Here is a 21,967-nt window from a genome sequence, read left to right on the forward strand (position 1 = left end):
AAGGGGCCAAGGGGTGTTCAGGGGGCGGGGACGGGTTCCGCGTCGATCAGTTCCCCGTGGTCCAGGGCGCGTAGCGCGGCACCCGCCCGGAGGGTGAACAGCGCCTGCCGCAGCGAACGGTCCTGCTGCCCGGCGTAGAGCGCGAACGGGTCGGCCACCGGGCGGCCGATCGCCTCGGACAGCCGGTGGGCGTCGAAGGGCGCGCCGGCCAGGTCCGCGTCGTGGCGGCCTGCCCCGGTCAGGTTGGAGCGGAAGATGCCGGCGGCGGAGCGCGGCAGGAAGTCCTCGTAGACGATCGGGTGGGCGGTGAGCCAGCCGTGGGTGAGCAGGCCGGCCAGGTCGGCGGGCGGGCGCCGGCCGTCCCGGGGGCGCGCGGGATCCGGGCGGTAGGTGAAGAACGCCAGGTGGGAGACGGCGAGTTGATGTTCGGAGCCGGGGAAGCCCTGGAGCCAGAGGCAGCGGGCGGTCTGCTGCCGGTCGGCGCCCGGGCGCAGTACCGTCCGGCGGTCGGTCTCGGCCATGAGGTGGTCGTAGCGGGCCCGGCCGGCGCGGGTGAGGGCGATCCCGCGCGCCTCGACCTCGCCGAACCGGACGCGCAGGGCGCCGCGGGTGAGCCGGCCGTCGGGCTCGCGGAAGGTCCGGGTCTCGGCCAGGGCCCGGAAGGAGGTCTGGCGCAGCAGGACGTCCGGGCCCTCCCAGCGCGGGGGTCCCTGGATCCGGTCGATCATGGTGATGCCGCGTTCGCCCATGCGGCGGTGGAGGGCGTCGATGTCGAGGACGCGCGGGGTGAGGTGGTTGAGGTGGGTGGTCGTCACCCCGCCGATGTCGGCGGCGACGGCGGAGACCCGTTCCAGTTCGGCGTACCAGGCGCGGTCGACCGGCTCCGGTGAGAGGGCGAACGCGGCGGCCGCGAGGGTGAGGAAACGTTCGGCCTGGGGGTCGGGGAGCCCGCCCTCCGCCTCGGCGCGGGCGGCCAGGGTGAGGAGTTCGGGCGGGAAGAGCTGCCGGCGGGCGAGGAAGGCGTCGAGCCGGGCGGCGAGGTCCGGGCCGAAGAAGCGGCGGTCGGAGGTGGTCAGGAGGGAGGTGAAGACGCGGAAGGGGTTGCGTTCCAGTTCCTCGGGGGCGGTCGGCCGGAAGGCGGTGGAGACGACCGGCACCGCGCCCTCGCCGCCGTCCCGCAGGTCGTAGCAGCCCACCGGGTGCATGCCGAGCGCCGCGAAGACCTGGGCGGCCTGCCGGAGTTCCTCCGGTGTGCCGACGCGGATGGCGCCGTGCCGTTCCACGCCGACCCGGGCCGGGCCGCCGAGCCGGCCGGCCTCCGGGTCCCGGGCCGCGACCTCGTCGTTGATCTGCCCGGTCACCTCCAGCAGCGTGGTGTAGGCGGGGACTTCGGTGCCGTACATGCCGGACAGCCGGCGGGCGAACGCGGCGCGCAGTTGCCAGGTGGGGACCATACGCAGCTCCGGGGGGGCGGGGAGGGGACGGGTACCGGGCGGGGTCAGATGATGTGGGCCTCCGGGCGGGCCGCGGGCGGTGCGCCGTCGTCGAAGCGGGTCGCGGCGAGCGGGCCGATGTCGAGGAACGGCTCGCGGCCCAGGTAGAGGTCGCGGACGAGTTCGCCGACGGCCGGGGCCTGGAGGAAGCCGTGGCCGGAGAAGCCGGTGGCGTACAGGAACCGGCCGGGGCGGCCGGCCTCGCCGATCAGCGCGTTGCGGTCGGGGGTCATCTCGTAGAGGCCGGCCCAGCCGTCGACGACCGGGAGGCCGGCGAGGTCCGGGGCCCGGCGGGCCGCGGCGGCACGCAGCGGTGCCAGCCATTCACGGCTGAACTCCCGCCCGAATCCCGGGGTTTGGCGGGTGTCGGAGAGGCCCATGAGCAGTCCGCCGGCGCCGTCGTTGTGGAAGTAGAGGGTGGAGCCGAAGTCGAGGGTGAAGGGGATCCGGGGCGGGGCGGGGTGCAGCGGGCCGGTGAAGGCGATCTGCCGGCGCAGCGGGGTGACCGGGAGGGCGACCCCGGCCAGCGCGCCGACCGCCCGGGACCAGGCGCCCGCGCAGCAGATGACCGTGGAGGTGCGGACCGTGCCGTGCGGGGTGCGCACGGCACGGATCACGCCGTCCGCGGTGTCGACGGCGGTGACCGGGCAGCGGGTGCGGACGGTCGCGCCGAGCCGGCGGGCGGCACGCAGATAGCCGGTGACCGCGGCACGGGGCAGGGCGTGGCCGTCGGTGGGTGAGTAGGCGGCGGCGACGATGCCGCGGGGGTCGACGTAGGGGCACAACTCCCGGGCGGCGCGCGGGCCGACGAGGCGGCTGGGGACGCCGTGCCGGTTCTGGGTCTCGACGCCCTCGGTGAAGACGGCCAGTTCGCGGTCGTCGGCGAGGAGGAAGAGGTAGCCGACGGTGGTCAGGCCGATGTCGGCGCCGGGCCGGCGGGCGAAGTCCCGCCAGGCGGCCAGGCTGCGCAGCCCGAGCCGGATGTTGAGCGGGTCGGAGAACTGGGCGCGGACGCCGCCGATCGGTTTGCCGGAGGACCCGGAAGCGGGCCGGTCGCGCTCCAGCAGGAGCACCCGGCCGACGCCCGCCTCGGCCAGGTGGAAGGCGATGCTCGCGCCGATCACCCCGCCGCCGACGATCACCACGTCGGCCCGTCCTGGGAGGGGCGCTGCGGCCGTGGCCGATGCCGCGTCACAAGCCATCCGGTCCGCCTTCCCGTGTCGCGGTGCGGGAGCCGGTGCCGGTCGGGCACCGGTGGTGCGAAGGATGACGGGCGTGCCGTCGCGCGTCCATGGGGCGGGCGGCGGACGCGGTGTCCCGGGCTCCGGAACTGCCGGGTTCCCGGTCCCAGGGTTCTGGGCGGGGCGGGGTTGCGCAAGGTGGCCGGCTGCTCCGGGCGCGCGGTCCGGTCACCCCGACGGGGCCGGTCGGCGCGCCCGCCGGGTCGCCCGCGCGCACGCTGGAGCGGCCGCCGTCGTGTCCGCCTGGAGGTCCCGGTGCCCGCAGCCGCCCGCTTCCGCACCCTGGCCGTACTGCTCGTCGCGGGCCTCGGCGCCGTCCTGCCGGCGGCTCCGGGGGTCCCCGCCGCCGTGCCGGGCCCGGGAGCCGGCCGGGGTTTGTTCGAGACCACGGACCTGGCGGTGTCCGGGCAGGGCGCGCACACGTACCGCATCCCGGCGCTGGCCACGCTGCCGGACGGCACGCTGATCGCGGCGTACGACCGGCGGAACCACAGCGCGGCCGATCTGCCGGGCGACGTGGACGTGATGGTGCGGCGCAGTGTCGACAAGGGGCGCACCTGGAGCGCGCCGCGGGCGGCGGTGGACTACGACGGCGGGGTGGGGGCCGGGGACCCGAGCCTGCTGGTGGACCGGACGACCGGGCGGATCTTCCTCTTCCACGCGTACGCGCCCAAGGGGGTCGGTTTCGGCACCGCGGGCACCGGCAACGCGCACGACAGCACCAGCGTGCTGCACACCGATTACAGCTGGTCCGACGACGGCGGCCGCAGCTGGCGGCACCGCCGGATCACCCGCGCCCTGAAGGACCCGTCCTGGCGCGGCATCTTCGCCTCGTCCGGGTCCGGCAGCCAGCTGTCCGGCGGGCGGCTGCTGCAGCAGTACGCGTTCCGCACGGCGGACGGCGGCATGTGGGCGGCGAGCGCGTACAGCGACGACCACGGGGCGACCTGGCACCTGGGGACGCCGGTGGGGCCGCGGATGGACGAGAACAAGACCGTCGAGCTGGCCGACGGGCGGGTGCTGCTCAACAGCCGCACCACGAGCACGCCCCGGCGGCTGGTCGCGCACTCGCGGGACGGCGGGCTGTCGTACAGCGCCCCGGTGGCCGACGACGAGCTGCCCGATCCGGCCAACAACGCCTCGATCCTGCGGTACGACCCGGCGGCGCCGGCCGGCCGGCCGCGGGCGCACTGGCTGCTGTTCAGCAATACGGCGAGCGCCCGGGCCCGGGAGAACCTCACCGTGCGGGGCTCGTGCGACGACGGGAAGAGCTGGCCGGTGTCCCGGACCGTGGTGCCGGGGCCGGCCGGATACTCGACGCTGACCCGGCTGCCGGACGGCACGTTCGGGCTGCTCTACGAGACCGGCCCGTACCGGAAGATCACCTTCGCCCGGTTCGACGGGGCATGGCTGGGGATGCGCTGCCCGGGGCCGTCACCCGGGTGAACCGCCGCTTCACACGGACGGGTCCTCGACGGCGGGCGGCCAGGCCGGGCGGGCGCCGTCGGGGACGGCGGCCAGCGCATGGCCGACCGTCGGGTAGCAGGAGAAGACGCCCAGGGACTGCGTGCCGACCAGCAGCCGGAGCATCCGTACGCCGAGGGAGGCCAGCAGCAGCCGGCCCTCCAGGCGGCGGCAGAGCCATTCCAGGGCCAGCAGGCAGCTGAGCCCCCGGGAGTCGCAGAAGCGCAGGGCGGTCAGGTCCAGTACGAGGAAGCGGTGACCGGCCGAGACCACCGACCGCGCTTCGGCGAGGAACGCCTGCTCGGTGCGGAGGTCGAGTTCCCCGCTGACCCGCAGCACCGCGCACTCCTCCGCCTCCACGACCGAGGTGACCGCCAACGACCGCATCTCCGAGCTCATGCCGTCCAGACTATGCGGCGCCGCCGCCGGCACCACCGCTGCGGGCGGCCGGATCCGATCGGGCGGCCGCAGTGGGCGACGGGCACCCCACAGGAGCGGTACGGGCAGCCGCCCGGGGCCGCGGCCGGTGCAGAAGCGGTCCGGAGCGGGCAAAAACGGGCAGTTTTTCTGTCCTGACGGGCAGGACTTCGGTCGGCCCCGGTTGCTATAAACCTGATGCGGGCGGAAACGGGCAGGCCCGTGACCGAACGGAAGCCACCGGAAAACCACCGGACACCGGGCAGGAGTGAGCCATGAGGGCCGAGGAACGCCAGCACCGCATCCTCGCGCTGGCCCGGCAGTCCGGCCGGGTCGAGGTCGCCGATGCCGCGGCCGAGTTCGGCGTGGCCCGCGAGACCGTCCGCCGCGACCTGAGCGAGCTGGAGCGCCGCGGGCTGGTCCGGCGGACGCACGGGGCCGCGTACCCGGTCGAGAGCGCCGGTTTCGAGACCACGCTCGCCCGGCGGGAGACCCAGCAGGTGGCCGAGAAGCGGCGGATCGCCGCGGCCGCCGCGGAACTGGTCGGCTCCGCCGAGACGGTGTTCGTCGACGAGGGCTACACCCCGGAGCTGGTCGCCATGCTGCTGCCGACCGACCGCCCGCTGACCGTGATCACCGCCTCGCTGCGGACCGCGTCCCTGGTCTCCGCCGCGGAGTCCGCCACCGTGCTGCTCGCCGGCGGCCGGGTGCGCTCCGGGACGCAGGCGACGGTGGGGTCCTGGGCCCGCGACATGCTCTCCCGGTTCGTGATCGACCTGGCGTTCCTCGGGGCGAACGGCGTCTCCCGGGAGCACGGACTGACCACCCCCGACCCGGCGGTCGCGGAGGTGAAGGAGCAGGCCGTCCGCTCCTCGCGGCGGCGGGTGCTGGTCGGGGTGCACAGCAAATTCGGCGCCAGCAGCTTCTGCCGGTTCGCCGAGGTCGGCGACTTCGACACGATCGTCACCGACGCGGGGCTGTCCGCGCCGGAGGCCCACCGCTACTCCCTCCTGGGGCCGCAGGTGCTCCGGGTCTGACCCAGGGCCCGGACCGGACCGGTCCGCACCACACCACCAGCCGCCGCCGAGGCCGCACCGCATCGCGGGCCCTCGTGCGGTTCCCCCACCGTGCCTCGGCACGACCTTGTATCCCCGATATGCCGACATGCAGTGAAAAAGAGAGGTATGAGCCGTGCGAGCACGATCCCCCGGGCCACGCCGCGGCCCCCGCGCGGCGGGGCTCACCGCCCTGGCCCTGGCCCTGTCGCTGTCCACCACCGGCTGCTACCGCGGCGCCGGTGACGCCGGCAACGACGGCCGCAACACCCTGAACGTCCTGATGGTCAACAACCCGCAGATGGTGGATCTGCAGCGGCTCACCGCCGAGCACTTCACCAAGGAGACCGGCATCAAGGTCAACTTCACCGTGCTGCCGGAGGACGACCTGCGCGACAAGATGAGCCAGGACTTCTCCAGCCAGGCCGGCCAGTACGACGTGGCCAGCGTCAGCAATTACGAGACCCCCATCTACGCCCGCAACGGCTGGCTGGCGGAACTCGGCACCCGTGCCGCGAAGGACCGGACGTTCGACCAGAACGACATCCTCCCGCCGCTCCGCAGCTCCCTCACCGCCGCCGACGGCAAGATCTACGCGGAACCGTTCTACGGCGAATCGTCCTTCCTGATGTACCGCAAGGACCTGCTCAAGGCCGCCGGCCTGACCATGCCCGCGCACCCCACCTGGCACCAAGTTGCCACACTCGCAGCCAAGTTGGACGGATTCCGCAAGGGCATGAAGGGCATCTGCCTGCGCGGCCAGCCCGGCTGGGGCCAGCTGGCCGCGCCGCTGACCACCGTCGTCAACACCTTCGGCGGAACGTGGTTCACCAAGGACTGGAAGGCACGGGTCGACAGCCCGGAATTCACCCGGGCCACCCGGTTCTACGTCGATCTGGTCCGCAAGCACGGCGAGGCGGGCGCCCCGCAGGCCGGCTACACCGAGTGCCTCAACGACATGCAGCAGGGCAAGGTCGCCATGTGGTACGACGCCACCGCCGGCGCCGGCTCCCTGGAAACCACCGGCTCCAAGGTCGCCGGCAGGATCGGCTACGCCCCCGCACCGGTCGAGCGCACCCGCACCTCCGGCTGGCTCTACACCTGGGCCTGGGGCGTGCAGAAGGCCAGCACGCACCAGGACGCCGCCTGGAAGTTCATCCGCTGGGCCTCGGGCGCCTCGTACGAACGGCTGGTGGGCCGCGAACTGGGCTGGTCGAGGGTGCCCGGCGGCAAACGGGCCTCGCTCTACCGCAACCCCGACTACACCCGGTCCGCCGGCGCCTTCGCCGCGGCCACGCAGCACGCCATCGGCTCGGCCCGGCCCGGCGACCCCGGCGTCCAGCAACGCCCCGCCCCCGGGATCCAGTTCGTCGGCATCCCCGAATTCTCCGACCTCGGCACCAAGGTCTCGCACGAGATCAGCGCGGCCATCGCCGGCAAGCAGAGCGTGCCCGAGGCCCTTACCGCGAGCCAGCGACTGGCGCAGGAGGTGTCCGATGCCTACGCAGACCACTGAACCGGCCCGGGAGGCCGCGGCCCCGGGAGCACCGCCGGCCGGCGGACCGGCCGCCCGCGCCCGCCGCACCGGGCGGGCCAAGGACTGGGCCCGGCGCGCCCCGCTCCTGCCCGCCCTGGTCTTCCTGATCGTCGTCACCCAGCTCCCGTTCGTGGCGACGGTGGTGATCTCCTTCACCCGCTGGAACGCGCTGGCCCCCGACCACCGCGGCTTCGCCGCCTTCGCCAACTACCGGGCGGTCTTCACCGATCCGGCCCTGCGGTCCTCGGTGGGCACGACGGTGCTGCTGACCGTGACCGTGGTGCTCGTCAGCCTGGTGCTCGGGCTGGGCCTGGCGCTGCTGCTGGACCGCAGCTTCCGCGGCCGCGGCATCGTCCGGACGCTGCTCATCACCCCGTTCCTGGTCGTTCCGGTGGCCTCCGCGCTGCTGTGGAAGCACGCCCTCTACAACGCCTCGTACGGGCTGATCAACGGCTCGCTGACCTGGATATGGGGTCTGTTCGGAAGCGACAACGCACCGCAGCCGGACTGGATGACCGATGTGCCGCTGGCCTCGGTCGAGGTGTCGCTGATCTGGCAGTGGACGCCGTTCATGATGCTGATCCTGCTGGCCGGGCTGCAGAGCCGGGCGGCCGACGCGGTCGAGGCGGCCCGGATGGACGGGGCCACCGCCTTCGACATCTTCCGTTACCTGACCCTGCCGCATCTGCGCCGCTACCTCGAACTGGCCGCGCTGCTGGGCACCGTCTACGTCGTCCAGAACTTCGACGCGGTGTTCACCATCACGTCCGGGGGCCTGGGCACCGCCAACCTCCCGTACACCATCTACCAGACCTTCTACCAGGCCCACGACTACGGACGGGCGTCCGCGCAGGGCGTCGTCGTGGTCGTGTGCTCCCTGCTCGTGGCGACCTTCGCGCTGCGTACCGTCTCGTCCCTGCTGCGCGAGGAGGTCACCCGATGAACCGCGCACCCCTGACCCGGCGCCCACGGCGGACCGGGAGCCTGCTGGGCCTGGCGGCCTGGCTGTGCGGGATCGCCTTCTTCCTGCCCGTCGCCTGGATGGTGCTGACGTCCTTCCACAGCGAGGCGGACGCGGCGACCAACCCGCCGAGCGTCGGCGCGGGGCTGAGCCTGCACGGCTACCGGGAGTTCTTCGGCGCGGACAGCGGCGTCAGCCCCTGGCCCCCGCTGCTCAACTCCCTGACGGCATCGGTGGTTTCCACCCTGCTCGTGCTGGCGCTCGCCGTCCCGGCCGCGTACGCCCTGGCCATCAAGCCGGTACGGAAGTGGAGCGACGTCCTGTTCTTCTTCCTCTCCACGAAGATGCTGCCGCTGGTGGCCGGTCTGCTGCCGGTCTACCTCGTCGCCCAGAACACCGGGCTGCTCGACAGCGTCTGGCTGCTGGTCATCCTCTACACGTCGATGAACCTGCCGATCGCGGTGTGGATGATGCGCTCGTTCCTCGCCGAGGTGCCGGTGGAGATGCTGGAGGCGGCCTCGATCGACGGTGCCGGGCTGACCACCACGCTGACCCGCATCGTGGCTCCGGTCGCCCTGCCCGGCATCGCCGCGACGGCGCTGATCTCGTTCATCTTCAGCTGGAACGAGCTGCTGTTCGCCCGGGTCCTGACCGGGATCGTGGCCGGCACCGCGCCGGTGTTCCTGACCGGACTCGTGACCAGCCAGGGCCTGTTCCTGGCCAAGGTGTGCGCCGCCGCCACCGTCATCTCGCTCCCGGTGCTCGTCGCCGGATTCGCCGCCCAGGACAAACTCGTCCAGGGCCTGTCGCTCGGAGCCGTGAAATGACTCGCGGCCGTGCAACGAAGGGAACCGTGAAATGAAGGCCGCACTGATCAGCGCCCCCGGCAAGGTCGAGGTCACCACCGTGGACGACCCCACCCCCGGGCCGCGCGAGGTCGTGGTCCAGGTGGCCGCCTGCGGGCTGTGCGGCACCGATCTGCACATCCTCCAGGGCGAGTTCGCGCCCACCCTGCCGGTCGTCCCGGGCCACGAGTTCGCCGGTACGGTCGTCGCGACCGGCACCGCGGTCACCGAGCTCGCCGAGGGCGACCGGGTGGCCGTCGACCCCTCCCTGTACTGCCACGAGTGCCACTACTGCCGGATCGGCCGCAACAACCTCTGCGAGCGCTGGGCCGCGATCGGGGTGACCACGGCCGGCGGCGCCGCCGAGTTCGCCGTGGCACCGGTCGCGAACTGCGTCAAGCTGCCCGACCACGTCCGCACCGAGGACGCGGCCCTGATCGAGCCGCTGTCCTGCGCGGTCCGCGGCTACGACATCCTGCGCTCCCAGCAGCTGGGCAGCCAGGTGCTGATCTACGGGTCGGGCACGATGGGCCTGATGATGCTGGAGCTGGCCAAGCGGACCGGTGCGGCCGGCGTGGACGTCATCGACATCAACCCCGAACGGCTGGCCACCGCCCGCACACTGGGCTGCAGCAACGCCGCCGGCTCCGCCGACGAGCTGGACCGGCCGCGCGGCTGGGACGTGGTCATCGACGCCACCGGCAACGAACGCGCCATCCAGGACGCGCTCGGCCGGGTCGGCAAGGGCGGCACGTTCCTCCAGTTCGGCGTGGCCGACTACGCCGCCCGCGCCGTCATCGAGCCGTACCGGATCTACAACCAGGAGATCACCATCACCGGCTCGATGGCCGTCCTGCACAGCTACGAACGCGCCGCGGAACTCTTCGCGGCGGGCGTCCTCGACCCGGAGGTCTTCATCAGCGACCGCCTCCCCCTGGACCACTACGCCGAGGCGATCGGCCGGTTCCAGGGCGGGCAGGGCCGCAAGATCCAGGTCTGCCCGTAGGACGTGCCCGGCCCTCACTCCGCCAGGCGTGCCGGCGCGAGCTCGCCGTGCAGCAGCGCGCTGCCGAGCGGGGTGAGGGCGTGGACGACGCAGCCGCCGTCGCGCCGGCTGCGGGCCAGGTCGGCCTCGCGCAGCGCGCTGACGTGCTCGCTGGCCGACGGCGCGGAGACCCGGAGGCGGCGGGCCAGTTCACCGGTGGTGGCGGGCGCGTCGAGGGCGGCGAGAACCCGGGCCCGGGTGCGGCCCAGCAGGGCGGACAGCGCCTCCGGGCGGCAGCCGCGGGTGGCATCCGGCGCCCAGCCGGTGACGTGTTCCACCGGGTGGACGAGGACCGGCGGCAGGCCGGGGTCGGCGAGCGCGATGGGCCGGCGCCAGCAGAAGTGGGACGGGATCAGCCGCAGCCCGCGGCCGCGCAGATGCAGCTCGCGCTCGCAGGGATAGTCCACGGACAGCACCGGCGGGTCCCAACGCGCGGACGGCCGAAGGGAGTTGAGCATGCCGTCCACGCCGCCGCGGCAGAACGCGCGGGTCCGGGTGCCGCGGTCGCAGCCGACCGTGGCGGCCACCTGTGTCCAGTCCGGCGCGACCACCGCACGGTGCACCTCCGCAAGGGCGATGGCCAGTTCGTCGAGCGGCTGCCGGCTGCCCGCGGCCAGCGCACCGGTCCAGCGCGGCAGCCGGGCCGGCAGCGCGGCCCGGGCGGCCTCCGCGACCAGCCGGTCGGCGGGGGTGTCGCGGAGCGCCGCCAGGCCCGCGGCGAGCCCGTCGCGGGCCGCATCGGGGGTGAGGAAGTCCGGGAAGTAGCGGGCGCCGGCCGGGGCGAGGACGCTGATCAGCCGGGCGGCCCGGACCAGCCCGCGGGCGTCCAGCTCGCGCCGGGCCCGGGCCCGCCAGGCCGCGTACACCGGCACTCCGGGACCGGCCGGCACCAGCTGGTGCATCGCCAGCACCGTTTCCCAGAGCGGGTCGGGTTCCGCGGCGATCTGCAGCCGCGCGACGTCCCGGTCCTCGAAGTGGATGCGCAACATGCGGCCCCCGCAGCATGCTCATGACCCCGTTGCCGGAGCCCTGTGTTCCGGGCCTCCCCCGGGCCCCGCCGTCAGCCTGCCGGGCCGGGGACGGGGTGTCCAGGGCGAGGGCCGGCCGGCCGTGTGCACAGGTGGTGAAGGCGGGGAGCGCGGGACGCGGTGCGCGAGCGGCCCGGCGGCCGGTTCCGGCCAGGGGGCAGGGGCGGGGCCTTGGCGGGCCCCCGGAGTCAGTCGCCGGCCGTGAGCCGCTCGGCGAGGCGGGCCAGGAACACCCGCTGCCCCGTCACCAGCCGCCCGTGCGCCTCGTCCGGGGAGAACCACGCCACCCGGTCGATCTCCGGGAAACTGCGGACCGTGCCGGAGCCGCGCGGCCATTCCATGGTGAAGGTGCCGGGCACGATCCGTTCCGGGTCGAGATCGCCCTCGACGGCCCACACGGTCACCACCTTGCCGCCGGACTGCCGGGTCTCCCCCAGCGGCAGACAGGTGCCGTCGGGCGGCGGCAGCCCGAGCTCCTCCTCGAACTCCCGCCGGGCGGCGGCCCACGGCTCCTCGGGCGGCCGGTACTCCCCCTTGGGCACGGACCAGGCGCCCGCGTCCCGCCGGGCCCACAGCGGTCCGCCCATGTGCGCCAGCAGCACCTCGACGCCGGGCCCGCCCCTGCGGTACAGCAGCAGCCCGGCGCTGCGCCGCGCCGCCACGGCCTACGCCTCCCCGCCGGGATGCGCGGCGAGGACGGTGCCCACCGTGTCCGCCTCCGCGGCCGTCTTGTCGTCCCGGTAGCGCACCACGCGCGCGAACCGCAGCGTCACCCCCGCCGGGTAGCGCGAGGACGTCTGCAGCCCGTCGTAGGCGATCTCCACGACGAGTTCCGGCCGCACGGTCACCACATGCCCGTCGTCGGACACCGCGAGCTCCCGCAGCCGCTCGGTCTGCCAGCCGAGGACGGTGTCGGTGAGCCCCTTGAAGGTCTTGCCGAGCATGACGAACCCGCCGTCCGGGTCGCGGGCGCCCAGGTGGAGGTTGGACAGCTTTCCGGTGCGCCGGCCGTGCCCCCACTCCGCCGCGAGTACCACCAGGTCCAGGGTGTGCACCGGCTTCACCTTCAGCCAGGCGGCGCCCCGGCGGCCCGCGCTGTACGGGGCGTCGAGCGCCTTGACCATGACGCCCTCGTGGCCGCGGTCCAGCGTCCGGGTCCAGAACTCCTCGGCGGCCGCGCGGGCCGCGGGGTCGGCCGGGTCCTCGACCACACAGCGCCGCACCCGCATCGGCTCCGGCACCAGCCGCGCCAGCTCCGCATGCCGCCGGGCGCCCGGCAGTTCCAGCAGTTCCCGGCCGTCCACCGCCAGGACGTCGAAGAAGACCGCGGAGAGCGGCAGCGCGGCCTGCGCGGCGGCGACATCGACCCGTGATCCGAACCGGCCCGCGACCTGCTGGAACGGCACCGGACGGCCGCTCCGTCCGAGGGCGATCACCTCGCCGTCGAGGATGAAGCGGTCGGCCGGCAGCTCCCGGGCGGCGGCGGTCACCTCGGGCAGCCGCCCGGTGACCTCGTCCAGCGTGCGGGTGTAGATCCGTACGTCCGGGCCGTCCCGGTGCACCTGGACGCGGATGCCGTCGAGCTTCTCCTCCACGGCGCAGGCCCCCAGTTTGTCGATGGCCTCGGCCACGGACTTGGCGCTGTGCGCCAGCATCGGCCCGACCGGCCGGCCGACGGTCAGCCGGAAGCGGGTCAGCGCCGCCGGCCCCTCCGCGAGCAGCTCCCGGGCCACGTCCTGCAGCGAGCCGGCGAGCATCACCGCCCGCCGCACGTCCTCGGCGGGCACCTCGGTCGCCGCGGCCAGCCCCTCGACCGCGAGGGCGTCCAGCGCGCCCTGGCGCACCTCGCCGGTGAGCAGTGCGACCAGGAACCGCTGCTCCTCGGCGGTCGCCGCGCCCAGCAGCTCCCGCACCCGCCGGCGCCGCTCCGCCTGCGCCCCGGCCCCGGCGACCCCGGCCAGCCCGGTCAGCGCCGCGTCCGCCTCCCCCACGGTCAGCGTGGCCCGCTCCGCGGCCGGAACCGGCTCGCGCAGCACGCTCCAGCCGACCCCGATCCGCCCCTGGGGCAGCCGCCCGGCCAGATACGGGATGACCACCGGGACGTCCTCCGGCGCCGCGGCCCGGAACAGCCCGGCCAGCAGCGCGATCTTCCGCGACCGCGCGGAGGTCGCGGCCACCTCCCCTGACACCTGCGCGAGATCGGCCAGCAACATAGGGCCATGGTGCCTCCGTACGGCCCGCGGCGCAGGTGGGCCCGCCGTGAAGTAGCCTCACCCACAAGCAATTTCTGCGCCGAACGGGCAGCTGCCGGCTCAGCCGGCTTCCCCGGTGGTGCGCGCAGGGCGATGCCGATCGGAGGGTGTGCGATGGACCCGGAGGACCTCATGGCGGAGGCGGCCCGGCTCGCCACCGAATCCGTGGAGAACGGCTGGGGCGGCCCCTTCGGCGCGGTGCTCACCCGCGACGGCGAGATCGTCGCCCGCGGCCAGAACCGCGTCCTGCTCACCGGCGACCCCACCGCGCACGCCGAGGTGGAATGCATCCGCGAGGCCGTGCGCCGGCTCAACCCCGAGGCGCCGTCCATTTCCCGGCAGCGCCAAGGCGAAAGCACCCTGGCGTACGTACCGCGCCCGGAAGGCTCCTCCGATCCGGTCCCCGCACGCGCCCGGATGCTGCGAGGCTGCTCGATCTACGTCAGCGGCGCACCGTGCCCGATGTGCCTGAGCGCCATCTACTGGGCGCGGCTGGACGCGGTGTATTTCGGCTGCGATCTGGAGGAGACCCGGAAACTGGGATTCGACGACTCGTTCCAGTACGAGGAATTCGACAAACCGCTCGACCGGCGCGCGATCACGATGGAGCAGCTCCACCCCGAGCTGGGCGCCCGCGCCTACGACGCCTGGCGGGAACGGGCGGACCGGCACTGGTACTGAGCTCCAGTCCCCCCGTGGACGGCCTGCTCACTCGTACATCACGTACTCCGGCTGCGGCCTGAGCGCCAGCACCTCGTTCGGCGTCATCAGGTGGCTGCCGCCCTGCGCGTCCTCCTCGTAGAAGAGCTTGAAACCGGTGTGCAGCCCGTCCGGCAGCTCGCGCACCAGCCGCTTCCAGGTACCGCGTTTGAGCCCCGGCGAGCCGATGCCGTCGGCGCTCTTGATCAGCGCCACGCCCGGTTGCGGCCGCAGCGCGGACTGCTCCCGTACGACGGACGTGGCGACCTGATGGAAGACCAGCGGTTTCTCCGGCAGGTCGTGCGCCTCGACCAGCCCCGACAGATAGCGGGCCACCGAGGTCAGCTCATGGCCGTCGGTCCGCCCGTAGGAGTCGCCCGGTATCGCGCCGGGGCCCATCTCCCACTCGGGGTCCAGCGCCACCCCCACGTCCGGGTGGACCAGCCACTCCCGCAGCGCCTTGACCTCGTCGAGCACCGCCGCCCGCCCGGGCTGGACGTTCAGCAGCAGCATCGCCCGCCGGCGGCGCGCCAGCCGGTGGAAGCGGGCGATGGTCGCGGCGGGCGTCCGGGAGCGGTAGGTGCCGTCCGGGCCGGGGGTGGAGTTGGCGACGACGGCCAGCAGCTCCAGTACGGGCAGCGGTTCGCGCCCCGCCGCAAAACGGCGGGCCGTCTTCTCGATCTCGTCGGCGCGCTCCGCCGGATCGCCGGTCCCGAGCCGGCCGAGCGCCGCCGCACCGGGCAGACCGCAGAAGCCGACCATCCGGTACCGCGGGAACAACTCCCGCCCTCCTCGGGGGAGTTCAGGGCGGGGGCGGTGCGGCGTCCGGGCCGGGGTGGGAGAACCGTGCGGGCCGGGCGTGGTGGGCGAGGCGTGCGAGGACCGGGGCGCGGGCTTGGCGTCCGAGCGGCCGGCGGACGGCGCCTCCCCGCAGCCGGTGAGCAGCGTGAGGCCGGCCGCCACGGACGCCGCGAGCGCCTCCCGGCGGCCGACGCCCGCTGCCCTCCCCGGCGCTCCGTCCGTTGTCCGCCGTGCTGTCCGGTCCGTTCCGGTTCCTGGCGCGGTGTCCGGCACACTGCCTCCGTCCTTCGGGCGTCCCTTTCCGTCCAGTGCGCTTCTCCAGCCGATTCCGCGCAAAACCCGCGCCGCCGCCCTCCTTTCGCCGACCCGGCGAGGTCAGGCCATTTCCGGCCCCCTCGGGCGACCGCACGGGGGCGGAGCAGGCGCAACGCCTCCCCCGGCGCGTAGCGTGAAGACGTGACCAGGCCCCGACGCCTCGATGACGCCACCGCCCCTCCGGACGGCGAGCGTCACCTGTGGTACGCCGCCTACGGCTCCAACATGCACCTCGACCGGCTGACGTACTACCTGGCCGGCGGGCGTCCGCCCGGCGGGCTGCGCAGCTACCCCGGCTGCCGGGACCCGCGCCCGCCCGCCCGTACCGAGCCGGTCATGCTGTCCGGCCGGATGTACTTCGCCACCACCTCGCAGGTGTGGACCGGCGGCCGCGCCTTCTACGACCCCGACCACCGCGCCCCCCAAGCACCGCACGGCGCCGACGGCCGGGCCCCCGAACTCCCCGCGCGGCTCTATCTCCTGACGCATCAGCAGTTCTCCGACATCGCCGCCCAGGAGATGTACCGGGAACCGGGCGGGGAGCTCGATCTCGCGGAGGTGCTGCGCGAGGGACGGGCGCGCATCGGCCCGGGCCGGTACGAAACGCTGGTGTGTGCCGGGCGGCTGGAGGGCCTGCCGGTGCTGACCTTCACGGCCCCCTGGAGCAGTGCTGACGGAGCCGTCGACCTGAACCCGCCGTCCGCGGCCTATCTGCGCCACATCGCGACCGGGATCATCGCCTCCCACGGCTGGAGCGCACGCCGCGCCGCCGGCTATCTGGCCGGCTGCCCGGGCGCCCACGGCCACTGGACGGCCACGGACATCGCCGCGCTGCTCAGCGGCCCAGCAGCGCCGGCAGATCGGCGAACGAGTCGATGACCCGGTCCGGGGTCCCGTCGGCCGCCTCGACGGCCTCGGACTGGTACTTGCCGGTCCGGACCAGCACCCCGGTGATCCCGCAGCGCTGGGCCGCGAGCACGTCGGACTCGACGTCGTCGCCCACCATCAGCGCCTCGGAGGCGGACGTGCCCAGGTGCGCCAGCGCGGCGGCGAAGAACGCCTCGGACGGCTTTCCGGTGACCACGGCATCGACCCGGGCGGCCCGTTCCAGGCCCAGGAGGAAGGCGCCGGTGTCCAGGTCCAGCCCCTGTGCCGTGCGCCAGTACAGATTGCGGTGCATGGCGACGAGCCGGGCACCGGACCGCAGGTGCCGGAACGCCGCGTTCAGCGCCGGGTAGCTGAATTCCTCGCCCGCCCCTCCGAAGACCACCACATCCGGCGCCGCCCCGGAGTCGGTCCCCGGACGGTCCGCCTCCGGACGGTCCGTCCCCGGCCGGTCCGTCCCCTGCACGATCTCGACGCCCTCCAGATCGGCCCGGACATCACCGCTGTTGATCAGCAGACAGCGGGCGTCAGGATGGTGTTTCCGCAGGTAGGCGGCGGTGACCGCGGGCGCGGTGAGGATGTCGTCGGTGCCGACGGGAAAGCCCTCCCCGCTCAGTCGCCGGGCGATCTCGGCGCGGGTGCGCGAGGTGGTGTTGGTGACCAGGGCCAGCGGGAGGTCCGCGGCGCGCAGCCGTTCCATGGCCTCGACGGCACCCGGCAGCGCCTTCCAGGACACCGTGAGCACCCCGTCGATATCGATCAGCACCGCCCGGATGTGTTCCATGGGAACGACGGTAACCACGGTCGGCGGCATCCGGCCGGTGTACGGCCGACGGCGACCGGCCCGACTTGCGCCCGCCCTCCACTTGCGGTTACGTCGGAGACAGGTGTACGGGGTCCGAGACAGGGTTGGACGTGGCGTCCGTCCCCTGGGCAGGGGGTGCCCATCGTGCTGTTCACCGACCGCGTCGACGCAGGTCAGCGCCTTGCCGAAGCGCTGCGGCAGCTGGCGCAGGAAGAGCCCGTGGTGCTGGGCCTGCCGCGGGGCGGGGTCCCGGTGGCCTTCCAGGTGGCGCGGGCGCTGAACGCGCCGCTCGATGTGATCGTGGTCCGCAAACTCGGCGTCCCGTACCAGCGTGAGCTGGGGTTCGGCGCCATCGGCGAGGGCGGCGTGCGGGTGATCAGCGATGACATCGTCCGTCGCGGCCACCTCGGCCAGGCGGACCTGGCGTCCGTCGAGCGCACCGAGGAGGCGGAACTGGTGCGCCAGGCGGAGAAGTTCCGCGCCGGCCGCCCCCGGCTGTCCCTGGAAGGACGGACCGCGATCCTGGTGGACGACGGTATCGCCACCGGCTCCACGGCGGCCGCCGCCTGTGAAGTGGTACGGGCGCAGGGCGCGGCCCGGGTGGTGCTCGCCGTGCCGGTGGCGCCTCCGGACGCGGCCGAACGGCTCCGCAGCAGCGCCGATGAATTCATCTGCCTCTCCACGCCGTTCGGGTTCTCCGCCGTGGGCGAGTGGTACCAGGACTTCTCCCAGACCCCCGACGACGAAGTGGTCTCCCTGCTGGCGCAGGCCGCCGCCCGGCCCGGTACGGGTGCCGGCGCGGCCGCCGAGGAGACCCCGGGCGCCGGGGAAGGCGCGGGCTCCGAGGAGGGCGCGGCCGCCGTGGCGGACGTCGACGTCGAGGAAGAAGTGGCCATCGACGCCGCCGGGGTCCGGCTGACCGGCGATCTGACCTTGCCGGCGGGCGCCAAGGCGGTCGTGATGTTCGCCCACGGCTCGGGCAGCAGCCGGCACAGCCCCCGTAACCGCCTGGTCGCCACCGCCCTCAACCGGGCGGGCCTGGGCACCCTGCTCTTCGACCTGCTCACACCGGCGGAGGAAGCCAACCGGGCGAACGTCTTCGCGATCGAGACGCTGGCCGAGCGGCTGACCGACGCCACGGAGTGGCTGCGCGGCCGCGTTCCCGTACCGATCGGCTACTTCGGCGCGAGCACCGGGGCCGCCGCCGCGCTACGGGCCGCCGCCTCCCCGAGCGCGGACATCGGCGCCGTGGTCTCCCGCGGCGGCCGCCCGGATCTCGCCGGGCCGCTGCTGGCCGGCGTCCGCGCGCCGACCCTGCTGATCGTCGGCGGCAACGACCCGCTGGTCCTCGACCTCAACCGCGACGCGGAATCCGCCCTGCGCTGCGAGACCCGTCTCGACGTGGTCCCCGGCGCCACCCACCTCTTCGAGGAGCACGGCGCCCTGGACCAGGTGTCCGAGCTCGCCCGGGACTGGTTCCTCGACCATCTGGTCGGCTGAGCGGGCCGGTGCCGGTGCCGGTGCCCTCGCTCGTCGTCAGCCTTGTCAGCCTTGTCGGTCTCGTCGGTCTCGTCGGTCTCGTCGGTCTCGTCGGTCTCGTCAGTCGATGGTGAGTTCGCCCATCGCGCTCCAGCCGTGGGCGCCCTCGATGGTGGTGCTCACGATCTCGGGGGTACTGCGCAGCAGCGGGCGCATGGTTTCCAGACCGGCCCGGAAGTGGTCGGAGTTGACGTGCGCCTCGCCGGCGTCGTCCTGGAACGCCTCGACGAGGACGTAGGTGTTCGGGTCCTCCAGGCTGCGTGACCACTCGAACCACAGGTTGCCGGGTTCGGCACGGGTGGCCCCGGTGAAGGCGTGGACGTGCTGCGGCCACTCTTCGGCGTACTCGGGCTTCACGGGGAACTTGACGACAATGAAGATCATCCGTCGATTCTAGATCACATGCCGATGTTTCCTGTTAGCCGGGGGTTTGAGAGTGAGTGTCACGGTCTGCGCTGCCGTTCGGTGCAGTGCCGCGCAGTGCAGTGCCCTGCCGTGCCGTGCCACGGCCGTGAGCAGCGCCGGATCAGCACCGGATCGGGGCTCTGTCAGGACTGTCTCAGGGCTGTCTCAGGGGCGGATCAGGGACAGGTCGGGGAAAGCCCTGACGGAATCGCGGCGGATTTTCCTCATGCTGAGTCACATGAGTTCTTCTTCCTTGTCCCGCAGGGCAGTTGTGGGTGCGGCGCTGTCCGGTGCGGCGGTCATGGCGACGTCGGGCCTCGCACAGGCCGCCGGCCGCGCGCCCGGCCCGCGCCCGCCGCACCGGACCGTCCCGTCCGTCCCCGCCGCCCCGTCCGCCCACCCCACTCCCTCGGTGCCGGTGCCTCCGCTGAACGTTCCGGCGCTGCGGGCCGCCATCGGCGATCTGGAGCATCCGCAGCTGACCGCGGCGCAGGTGCGGGTGAGCGGCTCGGCGGGCCGGTGGTACGGCACCGCGGGCGTCGCGGAGCGGGAGACCGGCCGGGCGGTCCGGGCCCGCGACACCTTCCGCATCGGCAGCATCACCAAGGTCTTCGTCGCCACGGTGGTGCTCCAGCTGGCGGCCGAGGGACGGGTCGTGGTGGAGTCGCCGATCCAGCGCCATCTGCCCGGGCTGCTGCCGGCCGGGTACCCACCGATCACGGTGCTGCAGCTGCTGAACCACACCAGCGGACTCCCCGACGAGGAGGGCACACCGGATCTGTCCACACCCGAGGCCATCGCCCGGCACCGCTACGACCGGTGGACACCCCGGCAGCTCGTGGCCCTCCTCCCGCCCGGCCCGATGAAGTTCACGCCCGGCCGGAAACAGGAGTACCGCGGCATCAATTACGTCCTGCTGGCGCTGCTCGTCGAGCGGCTGACCGGCCGGCCCTACGGAGAGGTCGTCGCGCACCGCATACTGCGCCCGCTCGGCCTGCACCACACCTGCGTGCCGGGCAACGACCCGCGGATCCACGGCCCGCATGTGCACGGCTATATGGAGATGACGGACGGGTCCCTGCTGGACATCACCGATTTCGACCAGTCGGAAGCCTGGGGCGAGGGCGAGATGATCTCCACCACGGGCGATCTGGACCGCTTCCTCACCGCCCTGTTCTCCGGTGAGCTGCTGCCGCCCCGTGAGCTGGACCGGATGTTCACCCTGCCGCCGGAGGAGGTGCGGATGCTGGACGGCACCCCGGCGCGGTACGCCGCGGGTCTGCAGACGGTCACGGTGAACGGGATCACCTTCTGGGGGAAGACCGGCGAACGCTTCGGCTACGCCTCGGCCATGGTCGCCACGCGGGACCAACAGCGGCGTGCGGTCCTGTCGTTCAACCCGGTCCGGCGCGATGCCACCCAGGTCCAGGCCACCTTGCGCATGGCCGACGCCCTGACGAAGCCCCCGTCCGGGCACTGACCGGGACCGGTAAGGCCCCGGCCGTACGAAGGCGTAGCCGACGCCCGTGGGGTTGACGGGAGTCGTCCCCAGGGGTGCCGGCTACGGGTGAGGGCGGTCGTGTCCTCAGTTCAGGACTGCGGCCGCTTGCCGTGGTTGGCTCCGTTCTTGCGGCGTGCCTTCTTCTTGCGACGGCGCTTCGAGGACATGGCGTCTCCCTTCTCCCTGGCGGCTCATCGATCGTTTCGCCGAATTTCTACCACTTCGACGCGGTATCCCGCCCGGCGATCATGAGGCCCGTACCCAGCGTTCCGGGACATCACCCTCCGGCTCCCTGTGAGCCATGCCACCGGAAGCCGTCCCGCCAGGGGGTCGTGCCTCCGAGTCGTCCCGCCCGGGCCGCCGGACCGGCGACCTCACAGAGCCTCCGCACAGATCAGCCTCCGCACAGAACGGCTTCCTCACAGAACGGCTTCCTCACAGATCGGTTCCTCACAGATCGGCCTCCTCGCCGAGGTACAGACCGGCGAACGCCTCGGCCGCCGGACGGGAACCCAGCAGCCGCCGCAGCCGGGCGGAGGCCGTGCCGGCCCGGAACCGGTCGCCGGACGAGGCGCCGTGCAGCACCTCGGAGAGCCACTGCGAGAACTCCAGGTACTGCCAGACCCGCCGCAGACAGGCGTCCGAGTAGCCGGCCAGGCCGGTGTCGTCGCCGTTGTGGTGCGCGATCAGCGCCTCGGCGAGCAGCAGGGCGTCGTTGATCGCGAGGTTCATGCCCTTGGCGGCGATCGGCGCGACCAGATGTGCGGCGTCGCCCGCCAGGTAGAGCCGGCCGTATGCCATGGGCTCCACGACGTAGTTGTGCATGTCCAGGACGACCTTCTCCCGCAGCGGCCCTTCGGTCAGGGGCGGGGCCCCGGCGGCGGCGAGCCGGATGTGCAGCTCGTCCCAGACCCGGGCGTGCGGCCAGTCGTCCGCGTCCTCACCGGGCGGGACCTGGAGGTAGTAGCGGGTGACCTGAGGGCTGCGGGCCATATGGGCGCCGAGCCCGCGCTCGTGGATGCCGAAGACCACGCCGGCGGCGGACGGCGGGGCCTCGGCGAGCAGGGCGAGCCAGGCGACGCCGTGGTCGTAGCGGGTCAGGACGGTCCGACCGGCGGGTATCGCCGCCCGCGTCACCCCCCGCGCGCCGTCGCAACCGGCGATGATGTCGCAGGAGATGTGGTGCCGCGCGCCGGTCCGGGGATCGGTGTACGACACGGCGGGCCGGTCGCCGTCGATGTCGTGCAGCCGGACGTCGCGCACGCCGAAGCGGGCGTCACCGCCCGCCCGGTCGACGTACGCCGCGACCAGATCGGTGACCAACAACGGCTGGGGATAGACGAAGTGCCGGCGGCCGGAGAGTTCGGCCGTCCGGAAGGTGTGCCGCTGCCCGTCGAAGCGGAACTCGAACTTCTCCTGGGTCTCGGCCGTTTCGAGCAGCCGGCCGGCCAGGCCGTGCCGGTCCAGGGCGCGTACCGCCCACTCCTCCATGAAGCCGGCGCGCGGCCGCTGTTCGATGAATTCCCTGCTCTCCGCCTCCAGTACCACGCAGTCGACACCGGCCGCGCGCAGCAGATTGGCGACGGTGAGCCCGGCGGGGCCGGCGCCGACGACGGCGACCGAGGTGCGGGTGAAGGAGGCGGAGGCAGGCGGGTTCACGTCGTGCGATTCCCTTCGGG

20 protein-coding genes are annotated in these 21,967 nt (G+C 73.6%); 10 read left to right on the plus strand and 10 right to left on the minus strand.

The genetic code is table 11. The annotated features are described in order from the left end of the window. Positions 1-17 precede the first annotated feature (17 nt). Both AB0E02_RS12090 and AB0E02_RS12095 read right to left on the minus strand, forming a co-directional pair. A complete protein-coding gene (locus AB0E02_RS12090; RefSeq protein WP_362137924.1) occupies positions 18-1,454 on the minus strand; it encodes a VOC family protein in 1,437 nt (478 codons plus the stop codon). A 44-nt stretch (positions 1,455-1,498) separates the two neighbouring features. Beyond that, positions 1,499-2,695: an FAD-binding oxidoreductase gene (locus AB0E02_RS12095; RefSeq protein ID WP_362137926.1), complete on the minus strand. Its 1,197-nt coding sequence runs from the start codon at positions 2,693-2,695 to the stop codon at positions 1,499-1,501. Between the two features lie 294 nt (positions 2,696-2,989). Here AB0E02_RS12095 and AB0E02_RS12100 point away from each other — a divergent pair, with 294 nt between their 5' ends. Further along, positions 2,990-4,180: a sialidase family protein gene (locus AB0E02_RS12100; protein WP_362137928.1), complete on the plus strand. Its 1,191-nt coding sequence runs from the start codon at positions 2,990-2,992 to the stop codon at positions 4,178-4,180. 9 nt (positions 4,181-4,189) lie between these two features. Here AB0E02_RS12100 and AB0E02_RS12105 read toward each other — a convergent pair whose 3' ends face one another. Further along, on the minus strand, positions 4,190-4,585 hold the full coding sequence (locus AB0E02_RS12105; RefSeq protein WP_030411227.1) for an STAS domain-containing protein: 396 nt from the start codon (positions 4,583-4,585) through the stop codon (positions 4,190-4,192). Between the two features lie 305 nt (positions 4,586-4,890). Between AB0E02_RS12105 and AB0E02_RS12110 the strand changes: the two genes are divergently transcribed. The 5 genes from AB0E02_RS12110 to AB0E02_RS12130 all read left to right on the plus strand — a co-directional run bounded on the left by AB0E02_RS12110 (position 4,891) and on the right by AB0E02_RS12130 (position 10,019). Further along, positions 4,891-5,652 (plus strand): DeoR/GlpR family DNA-binding transcription regulator, encoded by a 762-nt coding sequence (locus AB0E02_RS12110; RefSeq protein WP_030411226.1) that lies wholly within the window; start codon positions 4,891-4,893, stop codon positions 5,650-5,652. A gap of 211 nt (positions 5,653-5,863) precedes the next feature. Further along, positions 5,864-7,186 carry a sugar ABC transporter substrate-binding protein gene (locus tag AB0E02_RS12115; protein ID WP_362138119.1) on the plus strand — a complete coding sequence of 441 codons (1,323 nt, stop codon included), beginning with the start codon at positions 5,864-5,866 and terminating at the stop codon, positions 7,184-7,186. Next, positions 7,167-8,150 (plus strand): sugar ABC transporter permease, encoded by a 984-nt coding sequence (locus tag AB0E02_RS12120; RefSeq protein ID WP_362137932.1) that lies wholly within the window; start codon positions 7,167-7,169, stop codon positions 8,148-8,150. The genes AB0E02_RS12115 and AB0E02_RS12120 overlap by 20 nt, the downstream gene beginning before the upstream one ends. Further along, positions 8,147-8,995 carry a carbohydrate ABC transporter permease gene (locus tag AB0E02_RS12125; protein ID WP_030411223.1) on the plus strand — a complete coding sequence of 283 codons (849 nt, stop codon included), beginning with the start codon at positions 8,147-8,149 and terminating at the stop codon, positions 8,993-8,995. Before AB0E02_RS12120 ends, AB0E02_RS12125 begins: the two co-directional genes overlap by 4 nt. 31 nt (positions 8,996-9,026) lie before the next feature. Continuing rightward, positions 9,027-10,019, plus strand: a complete 993-nt coding sequence (locus AB0E02_RS12130) for a zinc-dependent alcohol dehydrogenase family protein (RefSeq protein WP_362137935.1) — start codon at positions 9,027-9,029, stop codon at positions 10,017-10,019. A 14-nt stretch (positions 10,020-10,033) separates the two neighbouring features. Here AB0E02_RS12130 and AB0E02_RS12135 read toward each other — a convergent pair whose 3' ends face one another. The 3 genes from AB0E02_RS12135 to AB0E02_RS12145 form a co-directional block, all read right to left on the minus strand. After that, positions 10,034-11,047: a winged helix-turn-helix domain-containing protein gene (locus AB0E02_RS12135; RefSeq protein ID WP_362137938.1), complete on the minus strand. Its 1,014-nt coding sequence runs from the start codon at positions 11,045-11,047 to the stop codon at positions 10,034-10,036. 227 nt (positions 11,048-11,274) lie between these two features. Continuing rightward, positions 11,275-11,748, minus strand: a complete 474-nt coding sequence (locus AB0E02_RS12140) for an NUDIX domain-containing protein (RefSeq protein ID WP_362137940.1) — start codon at positions 11,746-11,748, stop codon at positions 11,275-11,277. A gap of 3 nt (positions 11,749-11,751) precedes the next feature. Continuing rightward, complete coding sequence (locus AB0E02_RS12145) at positions 11,752-13,299, minus strand: ATP-dependent DNA ligase (RefSeq protein WP_362137942.1); 1,548 nt, start codon at positions 13,297-13,299, stop codon at positions 11,752-11,754. A gap of 153 nt (positions 13,300-13,452) precedes the next feature. Between AB0E02_RS12145 and AB0E02_RS12150 the strand changes: the two genes are divergently transcribed. Then, positions 13,453-14,019 (plus strand): nucleoside deaminase, encoded by a 567-nt coding sequence (locus AB0E02_RS12150; protein ID WP_362137944.1) that lies wholly within the window; start codon positions 13,453-13,455, stop codon positions 14,017-14,019. A gap of 27 nt (positions 14,020-14,046) precedes the next feature. On the opposite strand, the gene AB0E02_RS12155 is transcribed toward AB0E02_RS12150, so the two are convergent. Then, positions 14,047-15,000: a hypothetical protein gene (locus AB0E02_RS12155; RefSeq protein ID WP_362137946.1), complete on the minus strand. Its 954-nt coding sequence runs from the start codon at positions 14,998-15,000 to the stop codon at positions 14,047-14,049. A 378-nt stretch (positions 15,001-15,378) separates the two neighbouring features. Here AB0E02_RS12155 and AB0E02_RS12160 point away from each other — a divergent pair, with 378 nt between their 5' ends. After that, on the plus strand, positions 15,379-16,032 hold the full coding sequence (locus AB0E02_RS12160; protein WP_362138121.1) for a histone deacetylase: 654 nt from the start codon (positions 15,379-15,381) through the stop codon (positions 16,030-16,032). Here the strand turns inward: AB0E02_RS12160 and AB0E02_RS12165 are convergent. Then, positions 15,989-16,822, minus strand: coding sequence for an HAD-IIA family hydrolase (locus tag AB0E02_RS12165; RefSeq protein ID WP_362137948.1), 834 nt, complete (start codon positions 16,820-16,822; stop codon positions 15,989-15,991). The genes AB0E02_RS12160 and AB0E02_RS12165 overlap by 44 nt on opposite strands. Positions 16,823-16,987: 165 nt before the next feature. Here AB0E02_RS12165 and AB0E02_RS12170 point away from each other — a divergent pair, with 165 nt between their 5' ends. Further along, on the plus strand, positions 16,988-18,343 hold the full coding sequence (locus AB0E02_RS12170) for a phosphoribosyltransferase family protein (protein WP_362137951.1): 1,356 nt from the start codon (positions 16,988-16,990) through the stop codon (positions 18,341-18,343). Between the two features lie 99 nt (positions 18,344-18,442). On the opposite strand, the gene AB0E02_RS12175 is transcribed toward AB0E02_RS12170, so the two are convergent. Beyond that, entirely contained in the window at positions 18,443-18,766 is a 324-nt protein-coding gene (locus AB0E02_RS12175) for a putative quinol monooxygenase (protein ID WP_362137953.1), read from the minus strand. Positions 18,767-19,025: 259 nt separating this feature from the next. Between AB0E02_RS12175 and AB0E02_RS12180 the strand changes: the two genes are divergently transcribed. Beyond that, the gene (locus AB0E02_RS12180; RefSeq protein WP_362137955.1) at positions 19,026-20,267 is read left to right on the plus strand and encodes a serine hydrolase domain-containing protein; all 1,242 of its coding nucleotides are present in this window, start codon (positions 19,026-19,028) and stop codon (positions 20,265-20,267) included. Positions 20,268-20,738: 471 nt separating this feature from the next. Here the strand turns inward: AB0E02_RS12180 and AB0E02_RS12185 are convergent, their stop codons facing one another. Beyond that, positions 20,739-21,947, minus strand: coding sequence for a 4-hydroxybenzoate 3-monooxygenase (locus AB0E02_RS12185; protein WP_362137957.1), 1,209 nt, complete (start codon positions 21,945-21,947; stop codon positions 20,739-20,741). Between the last annotated feature and the right edge of the window lie 20 nt (positions 21,948-21,967).

Origin of the sequence: Streptomyces sp. NPDC048196 (assembly GCF_040652715.1) — a bacterium.
Classification (GTDB): domain Bacteria; phylum Actinomycetota; class Actinomycetes; order Streptomycetales; family Streptomycetaceae; genus Streptomyces; species Streptomyces siderophoricus.

Coding starts and splice junctions, on each gene's coding strand:
- AB0E02_RS12090 (WP_362137924.1), bottom strand. CDS start 1,454: ATGGTCCCCACCTGGCAACTGCGCGCCGCGTTCGCCCGCCGGCTGTCC.
- AB0E02_RS12095 (WP_362137926.1), bottom strand. CDS start 2,695: ATGGCTTGTGACGCGGCATCGGCCACGGCCGCAGCGCCCCTCCCAGGA.
- AB0E02_RS12105 (WP_030411227.1), bottom strand. CDS start 4,585: ATGCGGTCGTTGGCGGTCACCTCGGTCGTGGAGGCGGAGGAGTGCGCG.
- AB0E02_RS12110 (WP_030411226.1), top strand. CDS start 4,891: ATGAGGGCCGAGGAACGCCAGCACCGCATCCTCGCGCTGGCCCGGCAG.
- AB0E02_RS12120 (WP_362137932.1), top strand. CDS start 7,167: ATGCCTACGCAGACCACTGAACCGGCCCGGGAGGCCGCGGCCCCGGGA.
- AB0E02_RS12125 (WP_030411223.1), top strand. CDS start 8,147: ATGAACCGCGCACCCCTGACCCGGCGCCCACGGCGGACCGGGAGCCTG.
- AB0E02_RS12130 (WP_362137935.1), top strand. CDS start 9,027: ATGAAGGCCGCACTGATCAGCGCCCCCGGCAAGGTCGAGGTCACCACC.
- AB0E02_RS12135 (WP_362137938.1), bottom strand. CDS start 11,047: ATGTTGCGCATCCACTTCGAGGACCGGGACGTCGCGCGGCTGCAGATC.
- AB0E02_RS12145 (WP_362137942.1), bottom strand. CDS start 13,299: ATGTTGCTGGCCGATCTCGCGCAGGTGTCAGGGGAGGTGGCCGCGACC.
- AB0E02_RS12150 (WP_362137944.1), top strand. CDS start 13,453: ATGGACCCGGAGGACCTCATGGCGGAGGCGGCCCGGCTCGCCACCGAA.
- AB0E02_RS12160 (WP_362138121.1), top strand. CDS start 15,379: ATGCACCTCGACCGGCTGACGTACTACCTGGCCGGCGGGCGTCCGCCC.
- AB0E02_RS12165 (WP_362137948.1), bottom strand. CDS start 16,822: ATGGAACACATCCGGGCGGTGCTGATCGATATCGACGGGGTGCTCACG.
- AB0E02_RS12175 (WP_362137953.1), bottom strand. CDS start 18,766: ATGATCTTCATTGTCGTCAAGTTCCCCGTGAAGCCCGAGTACGCCGAA.
- AB0E02_RS12180 (WP_362137955.1), top strand. CDS start 19,026: ATGAGTTCTTCTTCCTTGTCCCGCAGGGCAGTTGTGGGTGCGGCGCTG.